Origin of the sequence: Polycladidibacter stylochi, assembly GCF_001562055.1 — a bacterium.
GTDB lineage: Bacteria > Pseudomonadota > Alphaproteobacteria > Rhizobiales > Stappiaceae > Pseudovibrio > Pseudovibrio stylochi.
Map to the genome: position 1 here is coordinate 34361 of NZ_LLWE01000014.1, position 20023 is coordinate 54383.

A 20023-nucleotide genomic window follows, 5' to 3' on the forward strand; every position below is an offset into this window, starting at 1 on the left:
GAGACGAACAATGAATTGGCATGCAAATCCGGAACGTTATGAGCAGATGATATACAATCGTTGCGGTCGTAGCGGATTGAAACTTCCAGCTATTTCGCTGGGCCTTTGGCATAATTTTGGAGACGACACACCCCACATCACCAAACGCGATATGTGCCGGACAGCTTTTGATCGGGGCATCACACACTTTGACTTGGCAAACAATTATGGACCACCAGCGGGTTCTGCCGAATTGGCTTTTGGCCGTATATTACGAGAAGAGTTTGCCAGCCATCGCGATGAAGTTATTATTTCATCCAAGGCGGGTTATGATATGTGGCCAGGCCCCTACGGCGAGTGGGGCAGCAAGAAGTACTTAATTGCCAGCCTCGATCAATCTCTCCAGCGGCTTGGTGTTGACTATGTGGATGTTTTCTACTCGCATCGCTTTGACCCGGAAACACCGCTTGAAGAAACCATGGGTGCGCTCGATCAAATCGTCCGCCAAGGCAAAGCACTCTATGTGGGGATTTCCTCATACAATGCAAAACGTACCCGCGAAGCCGCGGCAATCCTTAAAGAGTTAGGCACACCCTGCCTGATCCACCAGCCAAGCTATTCGATTTTGAACCGCTGGGTGGAGGAGGATAAACTGCTCGACACTTTGGATGCACTTGGTATCGGCTCAATTGTGTTCTCCCCTTTAGCGCAGGGTATGTTGAGCCACAAGTATTTGCAGGGTATTCCGCAAAACAGTCGCGCGTCCCAAGGTAAGTCACTGCCACAAAAATTCCTATCGGAAAAGACCCTTGCCAGTATTCAGGCACTAAATGAAATAGCATTGGGGCGTGGACAAACATTAGCTCAGATGGCGATTTCTTGGGTGCTGCGCGGTGGGCGGGTTACCTCTGCCTTGATCGGTGCCAGCTCAAGCCAGCAAATTCTCGATTGCGTTGGTGCACTGGAAAATCTTGAATTCAGCACTGAGGAACTGGAGCAAATTGATCTGTATGCAGCAGATATGAGCATTAACCTTTGGGCTGAATCTGCCGAACTTTAGGCCACACGCCACTTGGGCCTACGCCTCGCTTGAGGCCAAGTAATTCCGTAGGGTTAAAAAATTTAATCAAGCTACCATCCTTACCGGGATGGTGGCTTTTTTGAGTCAAAATGATTACTGTCCTAATATATCCAAGTATTTAATCTCACTCTTTTATGGGCATATGGTGAAGCCTATGAGCTATTTGATTTACTTAATTAGCATTGCAATTATCTACAATGCACTCACTCCTTTGTTTAATCTGCGAAAAAACAGTATTCATCTAATTGTGGTCAGCACGGTGAGCTTATCACTCGCAATGATATTTCTCGCCATACTACGTTGGGACATCATCGGCGTTTGGGTTGCCAAAATTTATTTAATCGTACTTGCCCTATGTTTTTTATTGGCAGCACTCTACAAGCGGCAAACGAGAGCAAAAGAACTTGCTTGTCTGCCACAGTGGGGCAAACTTACGCTAGTGTTTTTTGTGTTTAGTACTCCTTTGTTGACGCTTTATTTTCTGCCAGCAAAGCACACTAATAGCGCCCCGAAAAGCGATGTGATAGATTTTGAATTCCCTCTGAGATGTGGTCGTTACTATGTGGTTCAAGGCGGAGCACACGCAATTTACAATCATCATCATGGTGTAAACGCACAAAGATATGCGCTTGATATCACCAAGCTTGGCGCATTTGGAACTCGAGCCTCGGGCTTAACCAGCAATCACCTACCAGACTATTATATTTATGGAGAACCGGTATTTGCCGGCTGCAAGGGAATAATTCAACATACAACAACCGGGCTTAGAGACAGTAAAATTGGCGCGTCTCTAAAAACAGACCTCCCCCCAGAAGGGAACTCTGTTGCTCTTAAATGCGGTTATGCCACGATTATATATGCCCATTTAGCAAAAAATATAAACGTAAAACAGGGGCAAAGTGTTAGCCCTGAAACTATAATGGGATATGTGGCCAATAGCGGTCGCTCCACGGAGCCGCATTTACATATTCATGCCGTAAAAGGCCAGCACCTCTCACGTCAAATGTTTCTATTCGATGCTTCCCCACTTGTTATGCTGTTTTCAGGCAAAGAATTAGCGCGAAACTCCATTATCGAGAACCATAGGCAATCAGCTTTGTGTAAAAAATTAACTCAGCAACATACACAAAAAGGCCCGGTCGAAACCGGGCCTTTTCGATAGCTTGTCTTGATGACAAAATTTATTTTTTCACAACAGCGTGACCTGCGTAACGACCCATGGCACCCAGCTCTTCCTCAATACGGATCAACTGGTTGTATTTTGCCAAACGGTCGGAACGGGACATGGAACCGGTTTTGATCTGGCCACAGTTGAAGGCAACAGCCAAGTCGGCAATTGTGTTGTCTTCTGTTTCGCCAGAACGGTGTGACATCACAGAGGTGAAGCCAGCACGGTGGGCCATTTCAACAGCTTCCATTGTTTCGGTCAAGGAACCGATTTGGTTCACTTTTACGAGAATGGAGTTTGCAAGACCTTTTTCGATGCCCATCGCCAAACGTTCGGTGTTGGTTACGAACAGATCATCACCTACCAACTGACATTTGTTGCCAATTGCCTGGTTCAGAGCTGACCAACCTTCAAAGTCGTCTTCTGCCATGCCATCTTCAATGGAGAAGATTGGGTATGCAGAAACAAGCTCTTCATAGTAGCGCGCCATTTCCTGTGGACCAAGAATACGGCTCTCGCCTTTCAGGTTGTACTTGCCATCCTCGAAGAACTCGGTAGACGCAGGGTCCAGCGCGATCATGATGTCTTTACCAGCAGAGTAACCGGCTTTTTCTACAGCGTTAACAACAAAGTCGAGCGCTTCTTTTGTAGAACCGATACCAGGTGCAAAACCACCTTCATCACCAACGTTGGTGTTGTGGCCAGCAGCGGAAAGGCCTTTTTTCAAAGTATGGAATACTTCAGAACCCATACGAACGGCTTCACGGATGGAATTTGCACCAACTGGCGCAATCATGAATTCCTGGAAGTCGATTGGGTTGTCAGCGTGCTCACCACCATTGATGATGTTCATCATTGGCACTGGCAGAGTGCGGGCACCAAAACCACCTACATAACGGTAAAGTGGCAAGCCAGCAGCTTCGGCAGATGCTTTTGCTACTGCGAGGGAAACACCAAGGATTGCGTTAGCACCAAGGCGTGCTTTGTTTTTAGTGCCGTCAAGTTCGATCATTGCCTGATCGATTTTGATTTGATCTTCAGCGTCCATGCCGCCGATTGTGTCAAAGATTTCACCGTTGACGGATTCAACAGCATCTTCAACACCTTTACCCATGAAGCGCTCGCCGCCATCACGACGTTCAACAGCTTCGTACGCACCGGTAGAAGCACCGGATGGTACTGCGGCACGGCCAAAAGAACCGTCTTCCAAAAGCACATCAACTTCTACAGTCGGGTTACCACGACTGTCGAGAATTTCGCGGCCGATAATATCGATGATAGCTGTCATCTTATGCTCCAGTGTATCAGTAGCGTTTCAGAAATTGGCTCGAAGTGCTTCTATCCCACCCGCTAGTTTCTTTAAAGAGGACAAACTGTCTGGTTTTGTCCATATGAAGAAAAACGAGCGAGAATATTGTCGCACCCGGCTATTAATACGTAAGTTTTACGTATTTTTAACAGGGCAGTTAAATATCACAGCTCAAAGCTGCTAGATTTAGCTGTCTTGTCGAACTCCTGCAACCAGCTTAAAAGCTCTTTAAGCTTGTGCAGGGGAATCATATTTGGTCCATCACTTGGTGATTTATCAGGATCATTATGCGTTTCTATGAACAACCCTGCCACACCGACGGCCACCGCTGCACGTGCCAGCACGGCAACAAACTCACGCTGACCACCTGTAGAGCCGCCCTGCCCGCCGGGCTGCTGTACGGAGTGCGTGGCATCAAACACCACCGGTGCACCAGTTGCCGCTATGGCGGGCAATGAACGCATATCGGAAACCAGCGTGTTATAGCCAAAGCTTGTACCGCGTTCACATAGCATCACATTGGGATTGCCACTCTGAGTGATTTTATTAAGTACATTAACCATGTCCCAAGGCGCAAGAAACTGCCCCTTCTTCACGTTGATCACCGCGCCGGTTTTAGCTGCAGCCACCAATAAATCGGTTTGGCGACACAAAAAAGCAGGAATTTGTAGGATATCGCAAACCTCTGCCACCGGGGCGCACTGGTGCGACTCATGCACATCGGTAATCACTGGCAAGCCGTAGGTTTCTTTAATTTCAGCAAAAACCTCAAGGCCCTTGGCCATACCAATGCCACGACCACCGGAAATACTGGTGCGGTTTGCCTTATCGAAACTGGCTTTGAAAACATAGCCAATACCAAGCGAGTCGGTGATTTCTTTTACCGCCTGTGCCATTTCCAGCGCGTGCTGGCGGCTTTCCATTTGGCAAGGTCCGGCAATTAATGAAAAAGGTTTATTATTTGCAAATGTTGCATTGCCAACACGTATTTCAGAGCGTGGTTCACTCACGAGGCAACTCTCCTTAACAACCTATAGTCAGAAAGTAGATAAGCGTATACCTCGCAAAACACAAGAAGCTGCATCAAAAGATGCAGCTTCAAAACAAATTTAATTATTCTCATCCTACCAAATGAACTGATGTTCTCGCAAATAAGCGATTATTTGCGCAACATTTTCCTCAATACTCTGCTGTTCGGTATCAAGCGTCAACTCGGGGGTCTCTGGCACTTCATAGGGGCTCGATATCCCGGTAAAGTTTTCTATTTCCCCCGCTTTTGCCTTGGCATACAAGCCTTTGGGGTCACGCTTTGCGCAAATATCAAGGGAGGTATTTACGTAGATTTCAATAAACTCTCCCTCTTCAACACGCTCTCGTGCCAGTTTTCGCTCACTGGCGAAAGGCGAGATGAATGAAACCAGCGTTATTAAGCCGGTATCAACCATAAGCTTGGAAAGCTCCCCGACCCGGCGAATATTTTCAATCCGGTCCGCTTCGTTAAAGCCAAGATCCTTGTTCAGACCATGCCGCAGGTTATCGCCGTCAAGCAAGGTTGCATGCGCCCCTAATCGGAGCAGCTCTTTATCCAATGCATTGGCAATCGTGGATTTTCCGGAGCCCGAAAGACCGGTAAACCAAAGAACACATGGCTTTTGACCTTTTTGGCTCGCCCGCTCCTGTTTGCTAACTGTAAGCTGTTGCCGATGAATATTGTTGGCCCGTCGCAAACCAAACCATACCAAACCGGCCGCTACTGTTGCGTTAGAGAGCCTATCAATCAGGATAAAACTTCCCGTATGTCGGTTCACCTCGTAAGGGTCAAAAGCAATCTCCTGCGAAAGACTCAAATTACAAAAGGCAATTTCATTTAAGCCAACACTTTTTCCTGCCAAATGCTGCGCCGAATTGACATCAACCCGATGCTTTATCTCGGTAACCGTTGCGCTAACTGTTTGTGTACCACATTTTAAAAGATACGTGCGACCAGCATAAAGCGGCGTTTCACTCATCCAGATCAAATGCGCTGCCAGTTGATCGCTGACCTCGGGACGGCTTTTTACAGAAGCCAACAAATCACCACGCGAGATGTCAATCTCGTCTTCCAGCACGATGGTGATCGCATCACCCTTGCTTGCTTCTACTAGATCACCATCCATCGTTGTCAGGCGCTTTACACGGCTTGTCTGCCCTGATTTTGCCACAACGATTTCATCACCAGGCGCAATACGTCCCCCGCTCACCGTACCGCTAAACCCGCGGAAATCAAGGTCAGGGCGGTTCACCCATTGCACCGGAAAGCGAAAGTTTTCGTGGCTTTCATCGCTTAGCTTGATCTCAACCGTTTCCAAGTGTTGCAAAAGCGTTGGCCCATCATACCAATCCATATTATTGGAACGTTGGGTAACGTTATCACCAAAGCGTGCCGATACGGGCACAACTTGCGCACTCTCAAAGTCATGAGAGGCTGCAAGAGCTGCGAACTCCTGCTTTATTTCCTCAAATATCTTGCGGTCATAGTCAACCAGGTCGAATTTATTCAAAGCTAAAACGAGGTGACGCACACCTAGCAAGGATGCAATAAATGCATGACGTCTTGTTTGCGTTAAAATCCCTTTGCGTGCGTCTACCAGCAATACGGCAAGGTCAGCCGTTGAGGCTCCTGTTGCCATATTACGGGTATACTGCTCGTGCCCTGGAGTGTCTGCAACAATGAAACGACGCTTGTCACTGGCGAAAAAGCGATAGGCTACGTCAATAGTAATCCCCTGCTCGCGCTCAGCTTCCAACCCGTCAACAAGCAGAGCAAGATCGATATCCTCCCCCACAGTGCCAAAACGCTTACTATCACTTTCCAATGAAGCGAGTTGATCTTCGAAAATAAGCTTGCTGTCATAGAGCAAGCGACCAATGAGCGTTGACTTTCCATCGTCCACACTCCCACAGGTAATAAAACGCAGTAATTGCTTGTTTTCTTGAGCAGCAACGTAGTTTTCTATCAACTGTGTGGCTGAGGCTTCTAAAGGCTTATTCATTAGAAATAGCCCTCCCGCTTCTTTTTCTCCATGGAAGCGGCTGAATCATGATCGATTAACCGGCCCTGCCGCTCGGAAGAGCGTGCGACAAGCATCTCACCCACCACTTCCTCAAGTGTGGTTGCACTGCTTTCAACAGCCCCCGTGAGCGGATAGCACCCTAATGTGCGAAACCGTACCATTTTTTCTTGTGGCACTTCACCGGGCAGCAGCGGCAAGCGGTTATCATCAACCATCAAAAGTGTGCCCGAGCGCTCGACAACTTTACGACGTTGCGCAAGGTAGAGAGAAGGCACCTCGATTTTTTCGGCCAAAATGTACTGCCAGATATCCAGCTCGGTCCAGTTGGATAGCGGGAAAGCACGAATGCTCTCACCAGGCGCTACACGCGCATTATAAAGCTGCCAAAGTTCGGGGCGCTGGTTCTTCGGATCCCAGCCATGGGTTTTTGTGCGGAAAGAAAACACCCGTTCTTTCGCCCGCGACTTTTCTTCATCACGACGCGCTCCGCCGAATGCCGCGTCATACCCGCCCAAATCAAGCGCTTGTTTAAGGGCCTCGGTTTTCATGACATGCGTATAGGTTGAGCTACCATGCTCAAATGGATTAATATTTTGTGCTTTGCCTTCTTGATTGGTATGCACAATCAAATCAAGATTGTGCTTTTTCGCCATATAATCGCGAAAGGCAATCATTTCCTTGAATTTCCAAGTGGTATCTACATGCAACACCGGAAAAGGTAGCTTAGAAGGTGCAAATGCTTTTAGGGCCAAATGCAGCATAACTGCACTGTCTTTACCAATTGAGTAAAGCATAACCGGATTGGAAAACTCGGCAACAACTTCGCGAATAATATGAATGCTTTCACTCTCAAGATGTTTGAGGTGCGAGCTTTGAGCGATACCCATAATGTAACTCCGGATTTAAGTCCCTTAGTAATTAATCCGGAGTCTATGCGTTTAAAGTTCCCCTGACGAAGCTTAGAACTCTTTGGTTAGGCCATAACGGGAAATAATTTTTTCATCGCCCACAGCAAAGAAGTATGGGTTTTCATAGGCTTTATTCTTGGTTATTTTAGCCCCTTCATACAGGAAGGGCGAACCGTCCGTTTTTACCATTGCACCACCGGCTGCAAGCAAAACCGCATGCCCGGCTGCTGTATCCCACTGCATGGTGGGGCTGAAACGTGGATAAAAATCTGCCAAGCCTTCGGCCAAGCGGCAGAATTTAAGCGACGAGCCCGTCGACTGCTTTTCACATTCGGGCATCTTGTTTAAAAGCTGTTTTGTTTTTTCGCTTAAATGCGAGCGCGAAACAAGGGCAGCAATTTTATCTAAAGGAGCACGCCGCACACGTATAGGCTCTGCTGTTGCGCCTTTAATATCTACCAATTGACGAAAGGCACCTACATTCAGTTCACCATAGTAGAGTGTTGTTAGCGCCGGCGCATACACAACTCCTTTGGTCGGTATACCGTTTTCAACCAGCGCAATATTGACTGTGAATTCACCATTACGTTTGATAAATTCTCTTGTCCCATCAAGCGGGTCGACCAAAAAATAGCGATCTGCCACATTAGGCTGAATACCAGATGCCATTGCCTCTTCAGCAATGACCGGAATTGTCGGAAAGTGATCGGCAAGATGCTTTAAAATGATTTCTTCTGCTGCTTGATCTGCAATTGTCACAGGAGAACCATCTTGTTTAATATGCTCGCTAAACCCACTGTTATAAATGGCCATTATTTTTTCACCGGCTTGCAACGAAGCCTTTTTTAGCTGTTCTATCAAGGATGCCTCACAATAGTTTTAATGATTAATGCACTATTTCCGACGACTGATTTCGTAGGAAATTAGAGAAAGCCGAATTATATGCTATACGCTGTATTTTTCATTTGGATCTAGCAATAGTATCCCAATAGTAGCTAATTTAAGAAAAATGTATCCTGTATTAGTTTATTTTCATTTGCGTTTTGCAATAAAAATGTCTTTATGTTTTTGAAACAAAAAATTTGAATTATTGGATGATTTATGTCAGGTAAAATTAAAAAAGCAGTTCTGCCAGTCGCGGGCCTAGGTACACGCTTTCTACCCGCTACAAAAGCAGTTCCCAAAGAAATGCTCACCATTGTTGACGCCCCGGTGGTCCAATACGTGGTGGATGAGGCCCGTGCAGCAGGGATTGAACACATCGTATTTGTCACCGGCCGCAACAAGCATGTGATTGAAGACCACTTTGATATTGCCTACGAGCTGGAAGAGACGCTGCGGGTTCGCAAAAAGGACGCAGCTCTAAAGGATTTACAAGCAACGCGTCCCAAAGCTGGTACCACCAGCTTCACCCGTCAACAAGAGCCTTTGGGACTGGGTCATGCGGTTTGGTGTGCCCGCGATTTAATTGGCTCCGAGCCTTTTGCAGTTCTACTGCCAGATATGTTGATGAAAGCGCCTAAAGGTTGTTTAACCCAAATGGTTGAGGCTTATAAAACCCATGGTGGTAACATCATATCGGTTGAAGAAGTGCCCATGGATCAAACCCATAACTACGGTATCATTGAACGCGGGCCTGTTGAGCAGGATGATACCTTCACCATCCACGGTATGGTTGAAAAGCCTGCCCCTGGCACGGCTCCTTCAAACCTCTATATCAACGGTCGTTATATTTTACAGCCAGAAATATTTGATTTACTACAAAAACAAGGCACTGGGGCCGGCGGTGAGATCCAGCTCACAGATGCCATGCAGCAGCTAATGCAAGAGCAGCCTTTTCGTGGGGTCGAGTTTAAAGGCACCACATATGATTGTGGCTCAAAAGCCGGCTTTTTAGCCGCAAATATTGCCTACGCGCTTGATAACGAAGAACTCGCAAAAGAAATCAGTCCTCTACTTCAAAAGTTAATGGGCTAATAGTAATAGGTACTGTAATGGAAACTGTCCTCATAACGGGAACAGCAGGCTTTATTGGTTGTGCGGTAGCAAAACGTTTTTTGCAAGAAGGCTATCATGTGGTTGGCCTTGATTGTCTCACCGACTACTACGATGTGACATTAAAACATGCACGCTTAAAGCTGCTAAGTGCCTCAAACCATTTTACTCAAGCCTGTATTCGCCTTGAGGACAGTAAAAGTGTAATGGCGCTTTTCGCCGAGCATAAGCCAAGTAAGGTGATTCACTTGGCGGCTCAAGCCGGTGTACGCTACTCACTTGAATCCCCGCAATCCTACGTGGATAGTAATGTTACCGGCTTTTTATCTATTCTCGAGGCTGCGCGAGAGCACAAACCACAACATGTTATTTTTGCTTCAACCTCTTCGGTTTTCGGGTTGGATGGGCAGATGCCGCTATCACCGCATCACGGTGGCAATCACCCGGTCTCGTTTTATGCTGCAACCAAAAAAGCCAATGAAGCCATGGCGCATTCTTATGCGCACTTGTTTTCGATACCGCTAACAGGTCTACGCTTTTTCACCGTGTATGGGCCATGGGGGCGGCCTGATATGGCCCTGTTCAAATTCACCAAAGCAATTCTTGCGGGCGAGCCGGTCCCTCTCTTCAATAACGGTGATATGGTAAGGGACTTTACTTATATTGATGATATTGTTGAAAGTATTTGGCGTCTGACACCAATGGCTCCAGAAACAAATCCGCAATGGGACAACAAAACATCTGATCCGGCCAGCAGCTCTGCTCCTTACCGCATTTGTAATATTGGCAATTCTTCTCCAGTTCAGCTTATGGACTATTTGGAAGCCATTGAACAGGCTCTGGACATGAAGGCCATAAAACAATTCCTGCCCTTCCAGCCCGGTGATGTCGCCGCCACATTTGCCGATACCTCAGATCTTGAGCAGTTGACAGGCTTCAAGCCACAAACCACTGTTAAACAAGGGGTTGCAAACTTTGTTAAATGGTATCGTGATTACTACCGTTGTTAGGTCGTATCAGGAACATTTTAAATGGCACAGTGCCTGTCTGTTATCGGGCTTGGATATGTGGGGCTACCGCTTGCCTGCGCTTTTGCGCAGGCAGGTTTTGAGGTCATCGCCTATGACAAGTCAATATCTCGCATAAAGCAACTTCGACAAGGCATTGATAAAAACACCAGTATCCCGTTGGAGGATCTGAAAGAACAAGCAATCACCTTCACAAATGATCATCAAAATCTTATCAAGGCAAATTGCCATATAATTGCTGTTCCAACACCAATCACCCCAAGCCGGCGACCCGATTTGTCCATGTTATTGGCCGCCTGCAAAACATTAGGTCAGTCGCTATCCAAAGGAGATATGGTTGTCATTGAGTCTACTGTTTATCCAGGTGTTTGCGAAGATATTGCAGCGCCAGAAATCGAAAAAGTTTCAGGCTTAAAGCTGGATCGCGATTTTGAGTTGGCCTACTCTCCAGAGCGCATCAACCCGGGAGATGACGAGCACAACCTAGCCTCAACAATAAAAATTGTTTCAGCCCGAACGCCCCTTGCTCTTGAACGCGTTAAAAATCTTTATAAAACAATTATTAAAGCAGGTTTACACGTTGCACCTAGCATACAGGTCGCTGAGGCAGCCAAAACCATCGAGAACACGCAAAGAGATCTCAACATTGCTCTCATGAACGAGCTTGCCATGCTTTTTCACCAACTCGGCCTTGATAGTGGCGATGTGTTGGCAGCCGCCCGCAGCAAGTGGAACTTTCTACCCTTTACACCCGGCTTGGTTGGCGGCCATTGTATTGGCGTCGATCCCTATTATTTATCGGAAAAAGCGCATGAAGTCGGCTTTGAACCACAACTCACATTGGCAGGGCGGCAAACCAATGAGGCGATACCTGGCTTTATTGCCGAACAGCTTATGCAACACTTGAGCAAGCAAGGTGTGCACAATCCCATAAACGCTGTTATTTTGGGAGCCACGTATAAAGCCAATGTACCGGATATACGCAACTCCAAGGCCCTTGAGCTGGCTACCGCGCTAGAAAAATATGGCGCTATTGTGCAACTGGTTGACCCACTTATTGCCAATGGTACAGAGCAAAGCCATAGCCCGCTAAAACTCACCGACCTTGAAGAATGCTACAACAACCATGCCGATCTGGTTATTCTTGCCGTCCCGCACAAGGCGTTTTATGCGGCAAGCCCATCACCGCATTCCCTATGGCCACTCGTTCAAAAAATATGCCGTCCCCAAAACGCCATCATTGCAGATATTTACCATTGCCTTGAGAGGAATAGAGCCCCAAAAGGTCAAGTACTATGGCGTTTGTAGCGCGGATCCTATAAAAAGCCCCGCATTGCGGGGCGATAAAATAGATTAAATTGTTAGCTTGAATACGGCTCCAGATCACCTCGTGCCCAGTCTTCTTTCGTTTTTTGCCGAAAATCTTCAAACTGACCGGCATCAATGGCATCGCGAATACCCTGCATCAGGTATTGATAATAGGCAAGGTTATTCCAGGTGAGCAGCATGGCGGCCAACCCCTCATTCACACGTACCAAGTGGTGCAAATACGCCCGTGAATAATTATTGGTGGCCTCACAATTGGATTGCGCATCAAGCGGGCGCGGGTCATCCGCATGGCGAGCGTTTTTCAAGTTAACCTTGCCAAAACGTGTATAGGCCAAACCGTGACGACCTGCTCTTGTGGGCATTACACAGTCGAATTGGTCAATACCACGAGCCACGCTTTCCAAAAGATCTTCAGGTGTGCCAACACCCATTAAATAGCGAGGCTTATCTACTGGCATCACCGGCGTTGTGACTTCAAGTGTTTTCAGCATAACTGCTTGCGGTTCACCAACAGCCAAGCCGCCAACGGAGTAACCCTCAAATGGCATTTGCGCCAACTGTCTGGCAGATTCAATACGCAGTTCCGCATTATCTCCCCCTTGAACGATACCATAAAGCCCCTGCCCTTTTGCTGGCCCGCCCATGCGCTCAAATTGCTCACGCGAACGCACCGCCCACCGCAAAGACAATTGCATCGCCGCTTCGATTTCTTTTTTCTCAGCTGGCAAACCAATGCACTGGTCGAGTTGCATTTGAATATCCGAACCGAGCAGACCTTGAATTTCCACGGAGCGCTCCGGGCTCATCATATGTTTCGAGCCGTCGTGATGCGAGCGGAACGTCACCCCTTCTTCGGTCATTTTTCGCAAAGAAGAGAGCGACATGACCTGAAAACCACCAGAGTCAGTCAATATCGTGTGTGGCCAGTTCATAAACTTATGCAAACCACCCAGCTTGGCCACACGCTCAGCCGTGGGGCGCAGCATCAAATGGTATGTATTACCTAAAATCACATCAGCGCCCAGTTCCCGTACCTGTTGCGGGTACATAGCCTTAACGGTGGCCTGTGTGCCGACTGGCATGAAAGCTGGTGTACGCACCACCCCGTGGGGCGTCGTTATTTCACCGCGCCGCGCCATACCGTCGGTTTTCAGCAGTTTAAACGAGAAGGGCTGTTGTTTTTGTTCTGACATGGATTAATCCTTGGGGAAGAGCAGCGAGCTGTCACCGTAGCTATAAAAGCGATAGTTATTGTCTATTGCATGCTCATAGGCACGCCGCATTTCTGGCATACCGGCAAATGCACTTACCAACATAAACAAGGTGGAACGCGGCAAGTGGAAGTTTGTCATTAAAGCATCAATTGCTTTAAACTGATAACCGGGAACAATAAAAATACTGGTCGAACCGGAAAACTCGGATATTTGTCCACTGGCCTGAGCCGAGCTTTCAAGAATGCGCAGTGAAGTGGTGCCAACCGCCACAACCTTGTTGCCGCGTTTGCGCACGGCATTCAACTGTTCTGCTGTCGCCCGCGAAATTTCGCCCCATTCATCGTGCATTTGATGGTGATTGGTATCATCCACTTTAACAGGCAAAAAAGTTCCTGCCCCCACATGTAGGGTTACAAAGTGGCGCTCAACGCCTTTTTGCGCCAGCATTTCAAATAACCGATCCGTAAAGTGCAAGCCTGCTGTGGGCGCTGCCACAGCACCTTCATGACGCGCATAAACGGTTTGATAGTCTTGCCGGTCTTGCGCATCTTCGGCGCGTTTTTGGGCGATATATGGTGGTAGTGGAATGTGACCGACCTGCGCTATGGCAGCGTCTAATTCCGCAGCTGATTTATTGAATTTGAAACGAATATCGCCGCTTGGGCTTTTTTCCATCACCTGTGCGCTTAATGTGGCTTGTTCAGCCCCGCTTTCATCAAATGCAAAAGAAACACAATCACCGACCCGAAGCTTTTTAGCGGGGCGGACAAATGCCCGCCACTCATCCACTGACGCCCGCTGATGTAAAGTGACACCAACTTTAGCGCTCACACCATCTCGTTTACGAAACCCAAGCAATTGTGCGGGAATTACTTTCGTATCATTGAACACCAAAGCATCACCAGGTTCCAGAAAACTGGCAAGTTCAAGTACATGACTATCTTGCAAAAGGGGCGTCTGGTTTGGTTTTACAACCAAGAGCTTGGATGTATCTCTTGGCGAAGTTGGCCGCAATGCAATATTTTCTGAGGGCAACTCAAAATCAAACTCGTCTACGCGCATTAGGGTACCTTGATGTGGACTGTTCCGCCACTGTGAAAGAAAAGACGCTAACAAAGGCAATAGCGTATCAACCAGAGGCAAAGGCTCATAACGCCAAACAGGCGCTAAGGTCAAGTACCACTTCGATTTACCAATGAATTTTGAAAGACTTCACTTTATTAGACCATTCTCATTGAGAGAATGGTGAGCCCGCACGGGTTCGAACCGTGGACCTACTGATTAAAAGTCAGTTGCTCTACCAGCTGAGCTACGGGCTCTTAGGCTTGGCGTTGCGCCGTTGCCTGTGAGGGGTCTTCTAAGGATTTCATCGCTTTAGCGCAAGCCCTTTTTTTTATTTTCCACACTGCATATTTTTATTGCATCCAATTGCACGTTGTGTTGGCCGCGCCTATTTAATTTGTTGGTCGCGCCCATTTGAAATCATTTTTTACAAGCAACCTCTTGCCACTTCAGCTTCTTCAATTATTTTAAGTAGAAACTAGGCCGATAATGCAGGGTTTTTAAGTGCCGATTATTTCCAAGATTTTTCTTAGAGTTTATGATGATTTGGTTGAACTGAAATTATGGCTGCTTGCAGCATTATTGCTCAGCTATCTTGGTATTTCGTATATACTGTTTTATCTGGCTGGCGAGCAGCATCTGGTTCAAGATTTTATCAGCTTTAGCTATTTTGCCATTACAACAGCATCGACTGTCGGCTATGGGGACTTGTCACCGCAAACTGCTGCAGGGCGTTTGATTGCAACCATCTGGTTTATGCCTGGTGCTTTGATTATCTTTACCGCTTTTTTGGGAAAAGTGACTTCTGACATCATTAGGGGAGTGAGGCGTATGGCGGATGGTCTTGGGGACTTTGCACATCTTAACAATAGTGTGGTGCTGATCGGATACCAAGAAGAGCACAGTATCGCGATGATCAATGATCTCATCGCAAGCGGCGTTAATACGAGTGCGATTATTATGATGGCCCGGGAAGGTGATATCTCCCTACCCAAGGGTGTGCGGTATATCCGCTCTGAGCGACTGGATGCCCTACAAGAGTTAACAAGGGCAGGCGTACATCAGGCTTCGATGGTTATTGTCTATTGCAAAAGTGATGGCGAGAGTTTCAATAGCTGCCTCGCAGTGCGTGAATTAAACCAAAGCGTGCATGTTGCGGCATATTTTGGGGACCAAGACACTGCTCGTCGTGCACGTCAGCTCGCGCAAGTAGAAGCTGTGGTTTCGAATGCATCATCGACACTCATTCGTGCGGCGCAGGATCCTGGAGCCAGTCAAGTTTTGCACGCACTAAGTTCGTTTAGCTGTAATGCAACCATTTTTTCCCTCAAAATCACTCGGGCCAATACGCCGATAAATGAAATAGAGGCACACCTGAATGCGGTTGATGCCAGCCTATTAGCGATCGGGGATGCAAGTGATAAAGAGCAGCTTTGTTTTAGGCCCTTCCCTCAATCACTTAGCACCAACCATATTGTTTATTATGTTGCTCATTCTCGCGTGAAAACTGACCGTATTTAGACCCAATATGCTAAACACGGAATATTAAAGCGCAGCCGATAATCACAAGAAATGCACCAATCCAAGCCCCTATAGCCGGTGCTTGACCCGTTCGCCACCACAGTAACGGCAATAAAATCGCCGGGCTGGTGGCTGAGAGGGTGGATACGATACCCACTTCTCCTCCTTCTAAGGCGAATAGAAGGAATGACATGCCCACACCCATACCCAAAAAGCCAGAGACGATACAAAAACCCAGGATATTTATTGTCATCGGACGTGCGAATTTGAACATTGGGCTTGGTAACGAAACAAGAAAAGAAAGGCCGATGGCCGCGATTGTGCACCTTACCAAAGCAACAGCCAACGGGTCGGCCCCCAATGACATTATCGGCTTGATTGCAAGTGAACCTATGGACTGGGAAGTGGCTGCAACCAACCCCAAACCAACTCCTATGACGAGAGGCCCCTTCACCGCTTCCCATTGGTGGAGCTGATCTTTTCTCTTACCAAAAGCAATTGCGAGTACAACACCGACAATGACCAGAAGTATGCCGGAGACTTCTTGAATGCTGAGCTTTTCACCAAACAGCAATGCACCTAGAATTACAGATATTGGTGCATTCATAGCGAAAATGATTGAAGTTCGGCGCGGCCCAAGCCTGTTTAAAGTTAAAAATAGAGCTGTATCGCCTACAAAAATACCAATGAAGCCAGAGATAAAGAGCAGTGGTAAATAGTCATAGGATAACGTTTGCCAGCTACCCGAAATGAGGGTGTAAGCTGCTAACATAACAACAACAGACCACATGCGGGCAAAGTTAAACCCTATTGCCCCTAAATGCCCCGCTGGTTTTGATGATACCAATCCTGTTATTGCCCAACATGTAGCGGCCAATACTGCCGCCCCTTCATATATTAACATTTGCATCCAACCATTAAACAATTGCTGTAAACGTGTTTAAGGACGCTTGGGTAATTTGAAAAGAAAATTCTTTATTTAAGGGCGTATTTCACCGCTTGGCATGTTTCGATTATGAAACGCAAAGGGGACGTTAACGACATATGCGCTGCTTTATAAAACACGTAGTCTCATTGTTGTTCATAGGAGTTGACCTATTTAACTGTCATTGATGGCCTCATCACCCAATTGCCTGCTTATTGTAGGCTCCTATAAAAAACGTAGGTCACTCCTTGCCTAATAGGGAAAGGATAAACGATGCTAGCCGCTATAACTTTGTATAGTAAACCCAAATGTCCCCATTGCGAGGAAGCCAAAGAGCAACTTGATCGTGCCGGCCTTCCCTATGAAACGCATAATATTGCAGATAATTTACATGATCGGGACACCAGTGTTTATCGCAGTGGTGCGGTAACAGTTCCACAAATTTTTGTGGACCAGCACCATATAAACGGCGCGGATGAACTGCGGAAAGTAGCGGAAAACCATTTACTCTCACCACTATTAAATGATGCAGAAGTTACCGATGGTTTGGCACAATTTCCCAAGAGCCTTATTCATCAAGGCGCGGAAGACTATCTGCTACGCGATGTTATTCCAGAAAGTGATGGCACACATGACGAAGACCCAGAAACCTGGCCAATTTTACACTTCTATAAAGACTTTTTTGGATTTTGGCCAAACTGTTTTTATTACCAACATCATTGGCACGAGGCCTACAAACTGTTTGTTTATTGTCACAATACCGCGGCAATAATGGGTGGAAAAAACATTCTTGGCTCACCTGTTATGATGGCAGTGATTTACTCCACATCCAAAGCCCATGGCTGCGCGTATTGCACAGTACACAGCGCATCAGTGGGCGGGGAAAAAAGTGCGCTTATTCCCGACTTGGTGGAAAAATCCAAGAACTCAATATTTTTACCCAATTCACCAATTGGTCCTTTTGAAGCGTCCTTAGCTAATTTGGCTGCAAATGCCACCCTTAACAAGGTCAACCAAGAAGATATTGAACGTATTTATGCTACGGCCTTTGAAGCGCGTGTTTCCAAAGAAAGCCCGGAAGCTAATATCACTGCTGCGGCCCTCGCCTGCTCTGCACTTGGATTTTTGAATGTTTTTAACGACTTGACTGGAGTTAAAGTTGAGGCCGAGTGGGCAAATAGCGCAGAAAAGCATGGTATTAACCCAGGGCGGCATGGGGCAAGCTATGAGCGGGCCTCTGATAACTTGAATTACGACTTACCCCAACTCACTGTAACTATGCCTGAAATGATGGCGAAATACGAAGGTATCGTTGCCGATAAAGGCAGTAGTGAAGCTTATGCGCAAGAAGAGCTTGCAATTGTTCCTTGCTGGTTAAAGCGCTGGCCTGAGCAATACAAAGCAACGCACATTTATTTTTATAGCGAAATTATGCAGCCACGTGTTCACTCCGCAATTTCCAGCGAGTTGAAACACTTAATGCTGCGTGTAAGTGCTATTGCAAAAGGACATGATGAAATCGCCGCCGATGAAGCTTATATGGCCTGGTGCCAGTCTGACAAAACCGAGACATCAGTTGAGCGATTAAAAAGATGTTATGGTGTGGCATCTGGTGAATATGACAGCGGTACTTTATTTTCTGATGAGGAAGTTGCGGCGCTTATGTTGGCGCGTCAGTCTGCTATGATACCGTTAGTAACAGTACGTCGTTTCGTGGAACCGGCAACGAAGGCATTTGATAGTACCGAGCTTATTCACCTTATCACGGTGTGCGCAATGGGTAGTCTGGTACAGCGTTTTAGTGCGATCATGAAACCACGAATGAACCCTGAAAGTGAAGAATTCTGCCGCTCCCATGAGATTAGTTGCGATAGTCTTCTTATTCGCGTTGGCCTTGCCTGAGAACATATTGGCACAGCTTTGCGGATAAGCTGTGCCATTTAATTCATGTCTAAGTTTTAGTAAATTAAAATAATAGGTGATCGTGATGACCTTGAACATCCCTCTTTTAACCGCTTGTCTAGGCTTTGCCGCTGGTATCTTTACGGTCCTTTCTTTTTTAGAAAAGCCTGTTTGGCCAATGATGCTAAACGCAAACAGTCATGCTGTTGTAAATACAGAAGTAAAGGCGGTGCATGGAATTTTAAACCGTCTCATTCGAATGCTGCCACCAACGATGATGCTTACCATGCTTGTTGTTAGTTGTCTGCTCATTGAACGCTTAATAAGCTCAGATTTCGCCAAACCTGAGATTAGCATGGCAACGCTGTTCTTTGGACAAATGATAATTGTGGTTGCTCTGTTAAAAAGCCGCATAGATGGTGTTAAAAACGTGGCTGCAGATGAGGATATCATAAAACTGCGGAAAGGACTGGGCGCGTTAACACAGCTACATCACATGGGATTAGCGGCTGCAATTAGTACCCTATGTCTGCAACTCTATTATCTTTCATAGGTATTTTCATTTTAACTCGATACCTCACGCTTCGATTTGACAACAATTGACTCAGTATATTCTTTTAGGATGTCGAGGAATGCGCGTACCGCCGGAACCGTTGAGCGTTGCGGCGGATAACATGCATAAAATGAGATTTCTTCGCCAGAGTAATCCTCTAGTATTGGTTGTAGCATTCCATGCGAAATTTGCGGAGCCGTAAAGAAATCGGGTAAGAACACGACCCCATTGCCCGCTTGGACGATGCTGGTGGCCACAACTGGGTCTTCAACCAACGCAATTGGCTTTGAGTCTAAAGTGATTGATTTTCCCTCAGCGTTAGTTAAATGCCAAATTTGTGGTGAGCTTTGTACATTTATGACAATTCTTCCCAATGCATCAACCTGTTCACCATTCATGGGGGCTTGAAAATGTTTATTAACCGGAGACGTAAATAGTTTAAAGCGCGTTGTTGTGATTTTTTTGGCGACTAAATTAGGATCATTTGGCATGCCCAGGCGCAAAACAACATCCAAGTTTTCGCTTTGAGGATTTGGACCTAAAGAGGTCACCGAAATATGAGGCTGGATTTTTGGGTATAAATCTCGCAGCCTTGCAATGACGGGCCCCACAAAAAAACGGGCACTAGTGGCGCTGGCAGCAATGCGAATGGGGCCTGCGGGCTCCTTTTTTGCGGCTCGTAAATCTTGTTCAATTTCACTGCCGAGCTCACTAATTAGGCGCGCGTTATCTAAAAGTGTTTTTCCTGTGGGTGTTAACTCAAGGCCTGAATGGGTACGATTAAACAAGACAGTTCCGCATTGATCTTCTAGCCTGACAATTGCCCGAGAAAACCGCGCTTTTGAATAACCGTAGTTTTTACAGGCTGCGCTAATACCGCCAGATGTACTGACCATATAAAACAACCGTAAATCATCAAGACTTAAGTAAGATGAAATATGCATAATGTAAACTCCAGATGACAATGTGCGAAGAAACATTAAAAATCAAACAAGA

General features: G+C 46.7%; 17 protein-coding genes and 1 tRNA gene. 8 read left to right on the forward strand and 10 right to left on the reverse strand.

Translation table 11 applies throughout. The features are described from left to right. Positions 1-10: 10 nt before the first annotated feature. Both mgrA and AYK67_RS02150 read left to right on the forward strand, forming a co-directional pair. Positions 11-1039: an L-glyceraldehyde 3-phosphate reductase gene (gene mgrA / locus AYK67_RS02145; protein WP_068081679.1), complete on the forward strand. Its 1029-nt coding sequence runs from the start codon at positions 11-13 to the stop codon at positions 1037-1039. A gap of 175 nt (positions 1040-1214) precedes the next feature. Then, entirely contained in the window at positions 1215-2222 is a 1008-nt protein-coding gene (locus AYK67_RS02150; protein WP_068081682.1) for a M23 family metallopeptidase, read from the forward strand. A 19-nt stretch (positions 2223-2241) separates the two neighbouring features. On the opposite strand, the gene eno is transcribed toward AYK67_RS02150, so the two are convergent. The 5 genes from eno to cysQ form a co-directional block, all read right to left on the reverse strand. Beyond that, on the reverse strand, positions 2242-3516 hold the full coding sequence (gene eno / locus AYK67_RS02155) for a phosphopyruvate hydratase (RefSeq protein ID WP_068081685.1): 1275 nt from the start codon (positions 3514-3516) through the stop codon (positions 2242-2244). A gap of 185 nt (positions 3517-3701) precedes the next feature. Next, the gene (gene kdsA, locus AYK67_RS02160; RefSeq protein WP_068081688.1) at positions 3702-4547 is read right to left on the reverse strand and encodes a 3-deoxy-8-phosphooctulonate synthase; all 846 of its coding nucleotides are present in this window, start codon (positions 4545-4547) and stop codon (positions 3702-3704) included. Between the two features lie 114 nt (positions 4548-4661). Beyond that, entirely contained in the window at positions 4662-6569 is a 1908-nt protein-coding gene (gene cysN, locus AYK67_RS02165; protein WP_068081692.1) for a sulfate adenylyltransferase subunit CysN, read from the reverse strand. Continuing rightward, positions 6569-7477 (reverse strand): sulfate adenylyltransferase subunit CysD, encoded by a 909-nt coding sequence (cysD, locus tag AYK67_RS02170; protein WP_068081695.1) that lies wholly within the window; start codon positions 7475-7477, stop codon positions 6569-6571. The genes cysN and cysD overlap by 1 nt, the downstream gene beginning before the upstream one ends. Positions 7478-7549: 72 nt before the next feature. Continuing rightward, on the reverse strand, positions 7550-8359 hold the full coding sequence (cysQ, locus tag AYK67_RS02175) for a 3'(2'),5'-bisphosphate nucleotidase CysQ (protein WP_068081697.1): 810 nt from the start codon (positions 8357-8359) through the stop codon (positions 7550-7552). 240 nt (positions 8360-8599) lie between these two features. Here cysQ and galU point away from each other — a divergent pair, with 240 nt between their 5' ends. The 3 genes from galU to AYK67_RS02190 are packed head-to-tail and all read left to right on the forward strand — an operon-like array spanning position 8600 to position 11829. Then, entirely contained in the window at positions 8600-9475 is an 876-nt protein-coding gene (gene galU, locus AYK67_RS02180) for a UTP--glucose-1-phosphate uridylyltransferase GalU (RefSeq protein ID WP_068081704.1), read from the forward strand. A 17-nt stretch (positions 9476-9492) separates the two neighbouring features. Next, positions 9493-10503 carry an NAD-dependent epimerase gene (locus AYK67_RS02185; RefSeq protein ID WP_068081707.1) on the forward strand — a complete coding sequence of 337 codons (1011 nt, stop codon included), beginning with the start codon at positions 9493-9495 and terminating at the stop codon, positions 10501-10503. Between the two features lie 21 nt (positions 10504-10524). Then, positions 10525-11829, forward strand: a complete 1305-nt coding sequence (locus AYK67_RS02190; protein ID WP_068081710.1) for a nucleotide sugar dehydrogenase — start codon at positions 10525-10527, stop codon at positions 11827-11829. A gap of 53 nt (positions 11830-11882) precedes the next feature. Here AYK67_RS02190 and tgt read toward each other — a convergent pair whose 3' ends face one another. The 3 genes from tgt to AYK67_RS02205 all read right to left on the reverse strand — a co-directional run bounded on the left by tgt (position 11883) and on the right by AYK67_RS02205 (position 14383). Next, positions 11883-13043 carry a tRNA guanosine(34) transglycosylase Tgt gene (tgt, locus tag AYK67_RS02195; RefSeq protein ID WP_068081713.1) on the reverse strand — a complete coding sequence of 387 codons (1161 nt, stop codon included), beginning with the start codon at positions 13041-13043 and terminating at the stop codon, positions 11883-11885. 3 nt (positions 13044-13046) lie between these two features. Then, positions 13047-14126, reverse strand: coding sequence for a tRNA preQ1(34) S-adenosylmethionine ribosyltransferase-isomerase QueA (gene queA / locus AYK67_RS02200; RefSeq protein WP_068081716.1), 1080 nt, complete (start codon positions 14124-14126; stop codon positions 13047-13049). 181 nt (positions 14127-14307) lie between these two features. Beyond that, a tRNA-Lys gene (locus AYK67_RS02205) sits at positions 14308-14383 on the reverse strand. 247 nt (positions 14384-14630) lie between these two features. Here AYK67_RS02205 and AYK67_RS02210 point away from each other — a divergent pair. Then, positions 14631-15647, forward strand: a complete 1017-nt coding sequence (locus AYK67_RS02210; RefSeq protein ID WP_068081717.1) for a potassium channel family protein — start codon at positions 14631-14633, stop codon at positions 15645-15647. Positions 15648-15657: 10 nt separating this feature from the next. On the opposite strand, the gene AYK67_RS02215 is transcribed toward AYK67_RS02210, so the two are convergent. Further along, positions 15658-16551, reverse strand: a complete 894-nt coding sequence (locus AYK67_RS02215; protein ID WP_068081718.1) for a DMT family transporter — start codon at positions 16549-16551, stop codon at positions 15658-15660. Positions 16552-16845: 294 nt separating this feature from the next. Between AYK67_RS02215 and AYK67_RS02220 the strand changes: the two genes are divergently transcribed. Further along, a complete protein-coding gene (locus tag AYK67_RS02220; RefSeq protein WP_068081721.1) occupies positions 16846-18474 on the forward strand; it encodes a glutaredoxin family protein in 1629 nt (542 codons plus the stop codon). Positions 18475-18559: 85 nt separating this feature from the next. Then, positions 18560-19027 carry a hypothetical protein gene (locus tag AYK67_RS02225; protein WP_068081723.1) on the forward strand — a complete coding sequence of 156 codons (468 nt, stop codon included), beginning with the start codon at positions 18560-18562 and terminating at the stop codon, positions 19025-19027. 11 nt (positions 19028-19038) lie between these two features. Here the strand turns inward: AYK67_RS02225 and AYK67_RS02230 are convergent, their stop codons facing one another. After that, positions 19039-20007, reverse strand: coding sequence for a LysR substrate-binding domain-containing protein (locus AYK67_RS02230; RefSeq protein ID WP_082735592.1), 969 nt, complete (start codon positions 20005-20007; stop codon positions 19039-19041). Positions 20008-20023: the final 16 nt, after the last annotated feature.

Coding starts and splice junctions, on each gene's coding strand:
- AYK67_RS02190 (WP_068081710.1), top strand. CDS start 10,525: ATGGCACAGTGCCTGTCTGTTATCGGGCTTGGATATGTGGGGCTACCG.
- AYK67_RS02185 (WP_068081707.1), top strand. CDS start 9,493: ATGGAAACTGTCCTCATAACGGGAACAGCAGGCTTTATTGGTTGTGCG.
- AYK67_RS02230 (WP_082735592.1), bottom strand. CDS start 20,007: ATGTTTCTTCGCACATTGTCATCTGGAGTTTACATTATGCATATTTCA.
- queA (WP_068081716.1), bottom strand. CDS start 14,126: ATGCGCGTAGACGAGTTTGATTTTGAGTTGCCCTCAGAAAATATTGCA.
- AYK67_RS02215 (WP_068081718.1), bottom strand. CDS start 16,551: ATGTTAATATATGAAGGGGCGGCAGTATTGGCCGCTACATGTTGGGCA.
- galU (WP_068081704.1), top strand. CDS start 8,600: ATGTCAGGTAAAATTAAAAAAGCAGTTCTGCCAGTCGCGGGCCTAGGT.
- AYK67_RS02150 (WP_068081682.1), top strand. CDS start 1,215: ATGAGCTATTTGATTTACTTAATTAGCATTGCAATTATCTACAATGCA.
- eno (WP_068081685.1), bottom strand. CDS start 3,516: ATGACAGCTATCATCGATATTATCGGCCGCGAAATTCTCGACAGTCGT.
- mgrA (WP_068081679.1), top strand. CDS start 11: ATGAATTGGCATGCAAATCCGGAACGTTATGAGCAGATGATATACAAT.
- AYK67_RS02225 (WP_068081723.1), top strand. CDS start 18,560: ATGACCTTGAACATCCCTCTTTTAACCGCTTGTCTAGGCTTTGCCGCT.
- cysD (WP_068081695.1), bottom strand. CDS start 7,477: ATGGGTATCGCTCAAAGCTCGCACCTCAAACATCTTGAGAGTGAAAGC.
- cysN (WP_068081692.1), bottom strand. CDS start 6,569: ATGAATAAGCCTTTAGAAGCCTCAGCCACACAGTTGATAGAAAACTAC.
- AYK67_RS02220 (WP_068081721.1), top strand. CDS start 16,846: ATGCTAGCCGCTATAACTTTGTATAGTAAACCCAAATGTCCCCATTGC.
- tgt (WP_068081713.1), bottom strand. CDS start 13,043: ATGTCAGAACAAAAACAACAGCCCTTCTCGTTTAAACTGCTGAAAACC.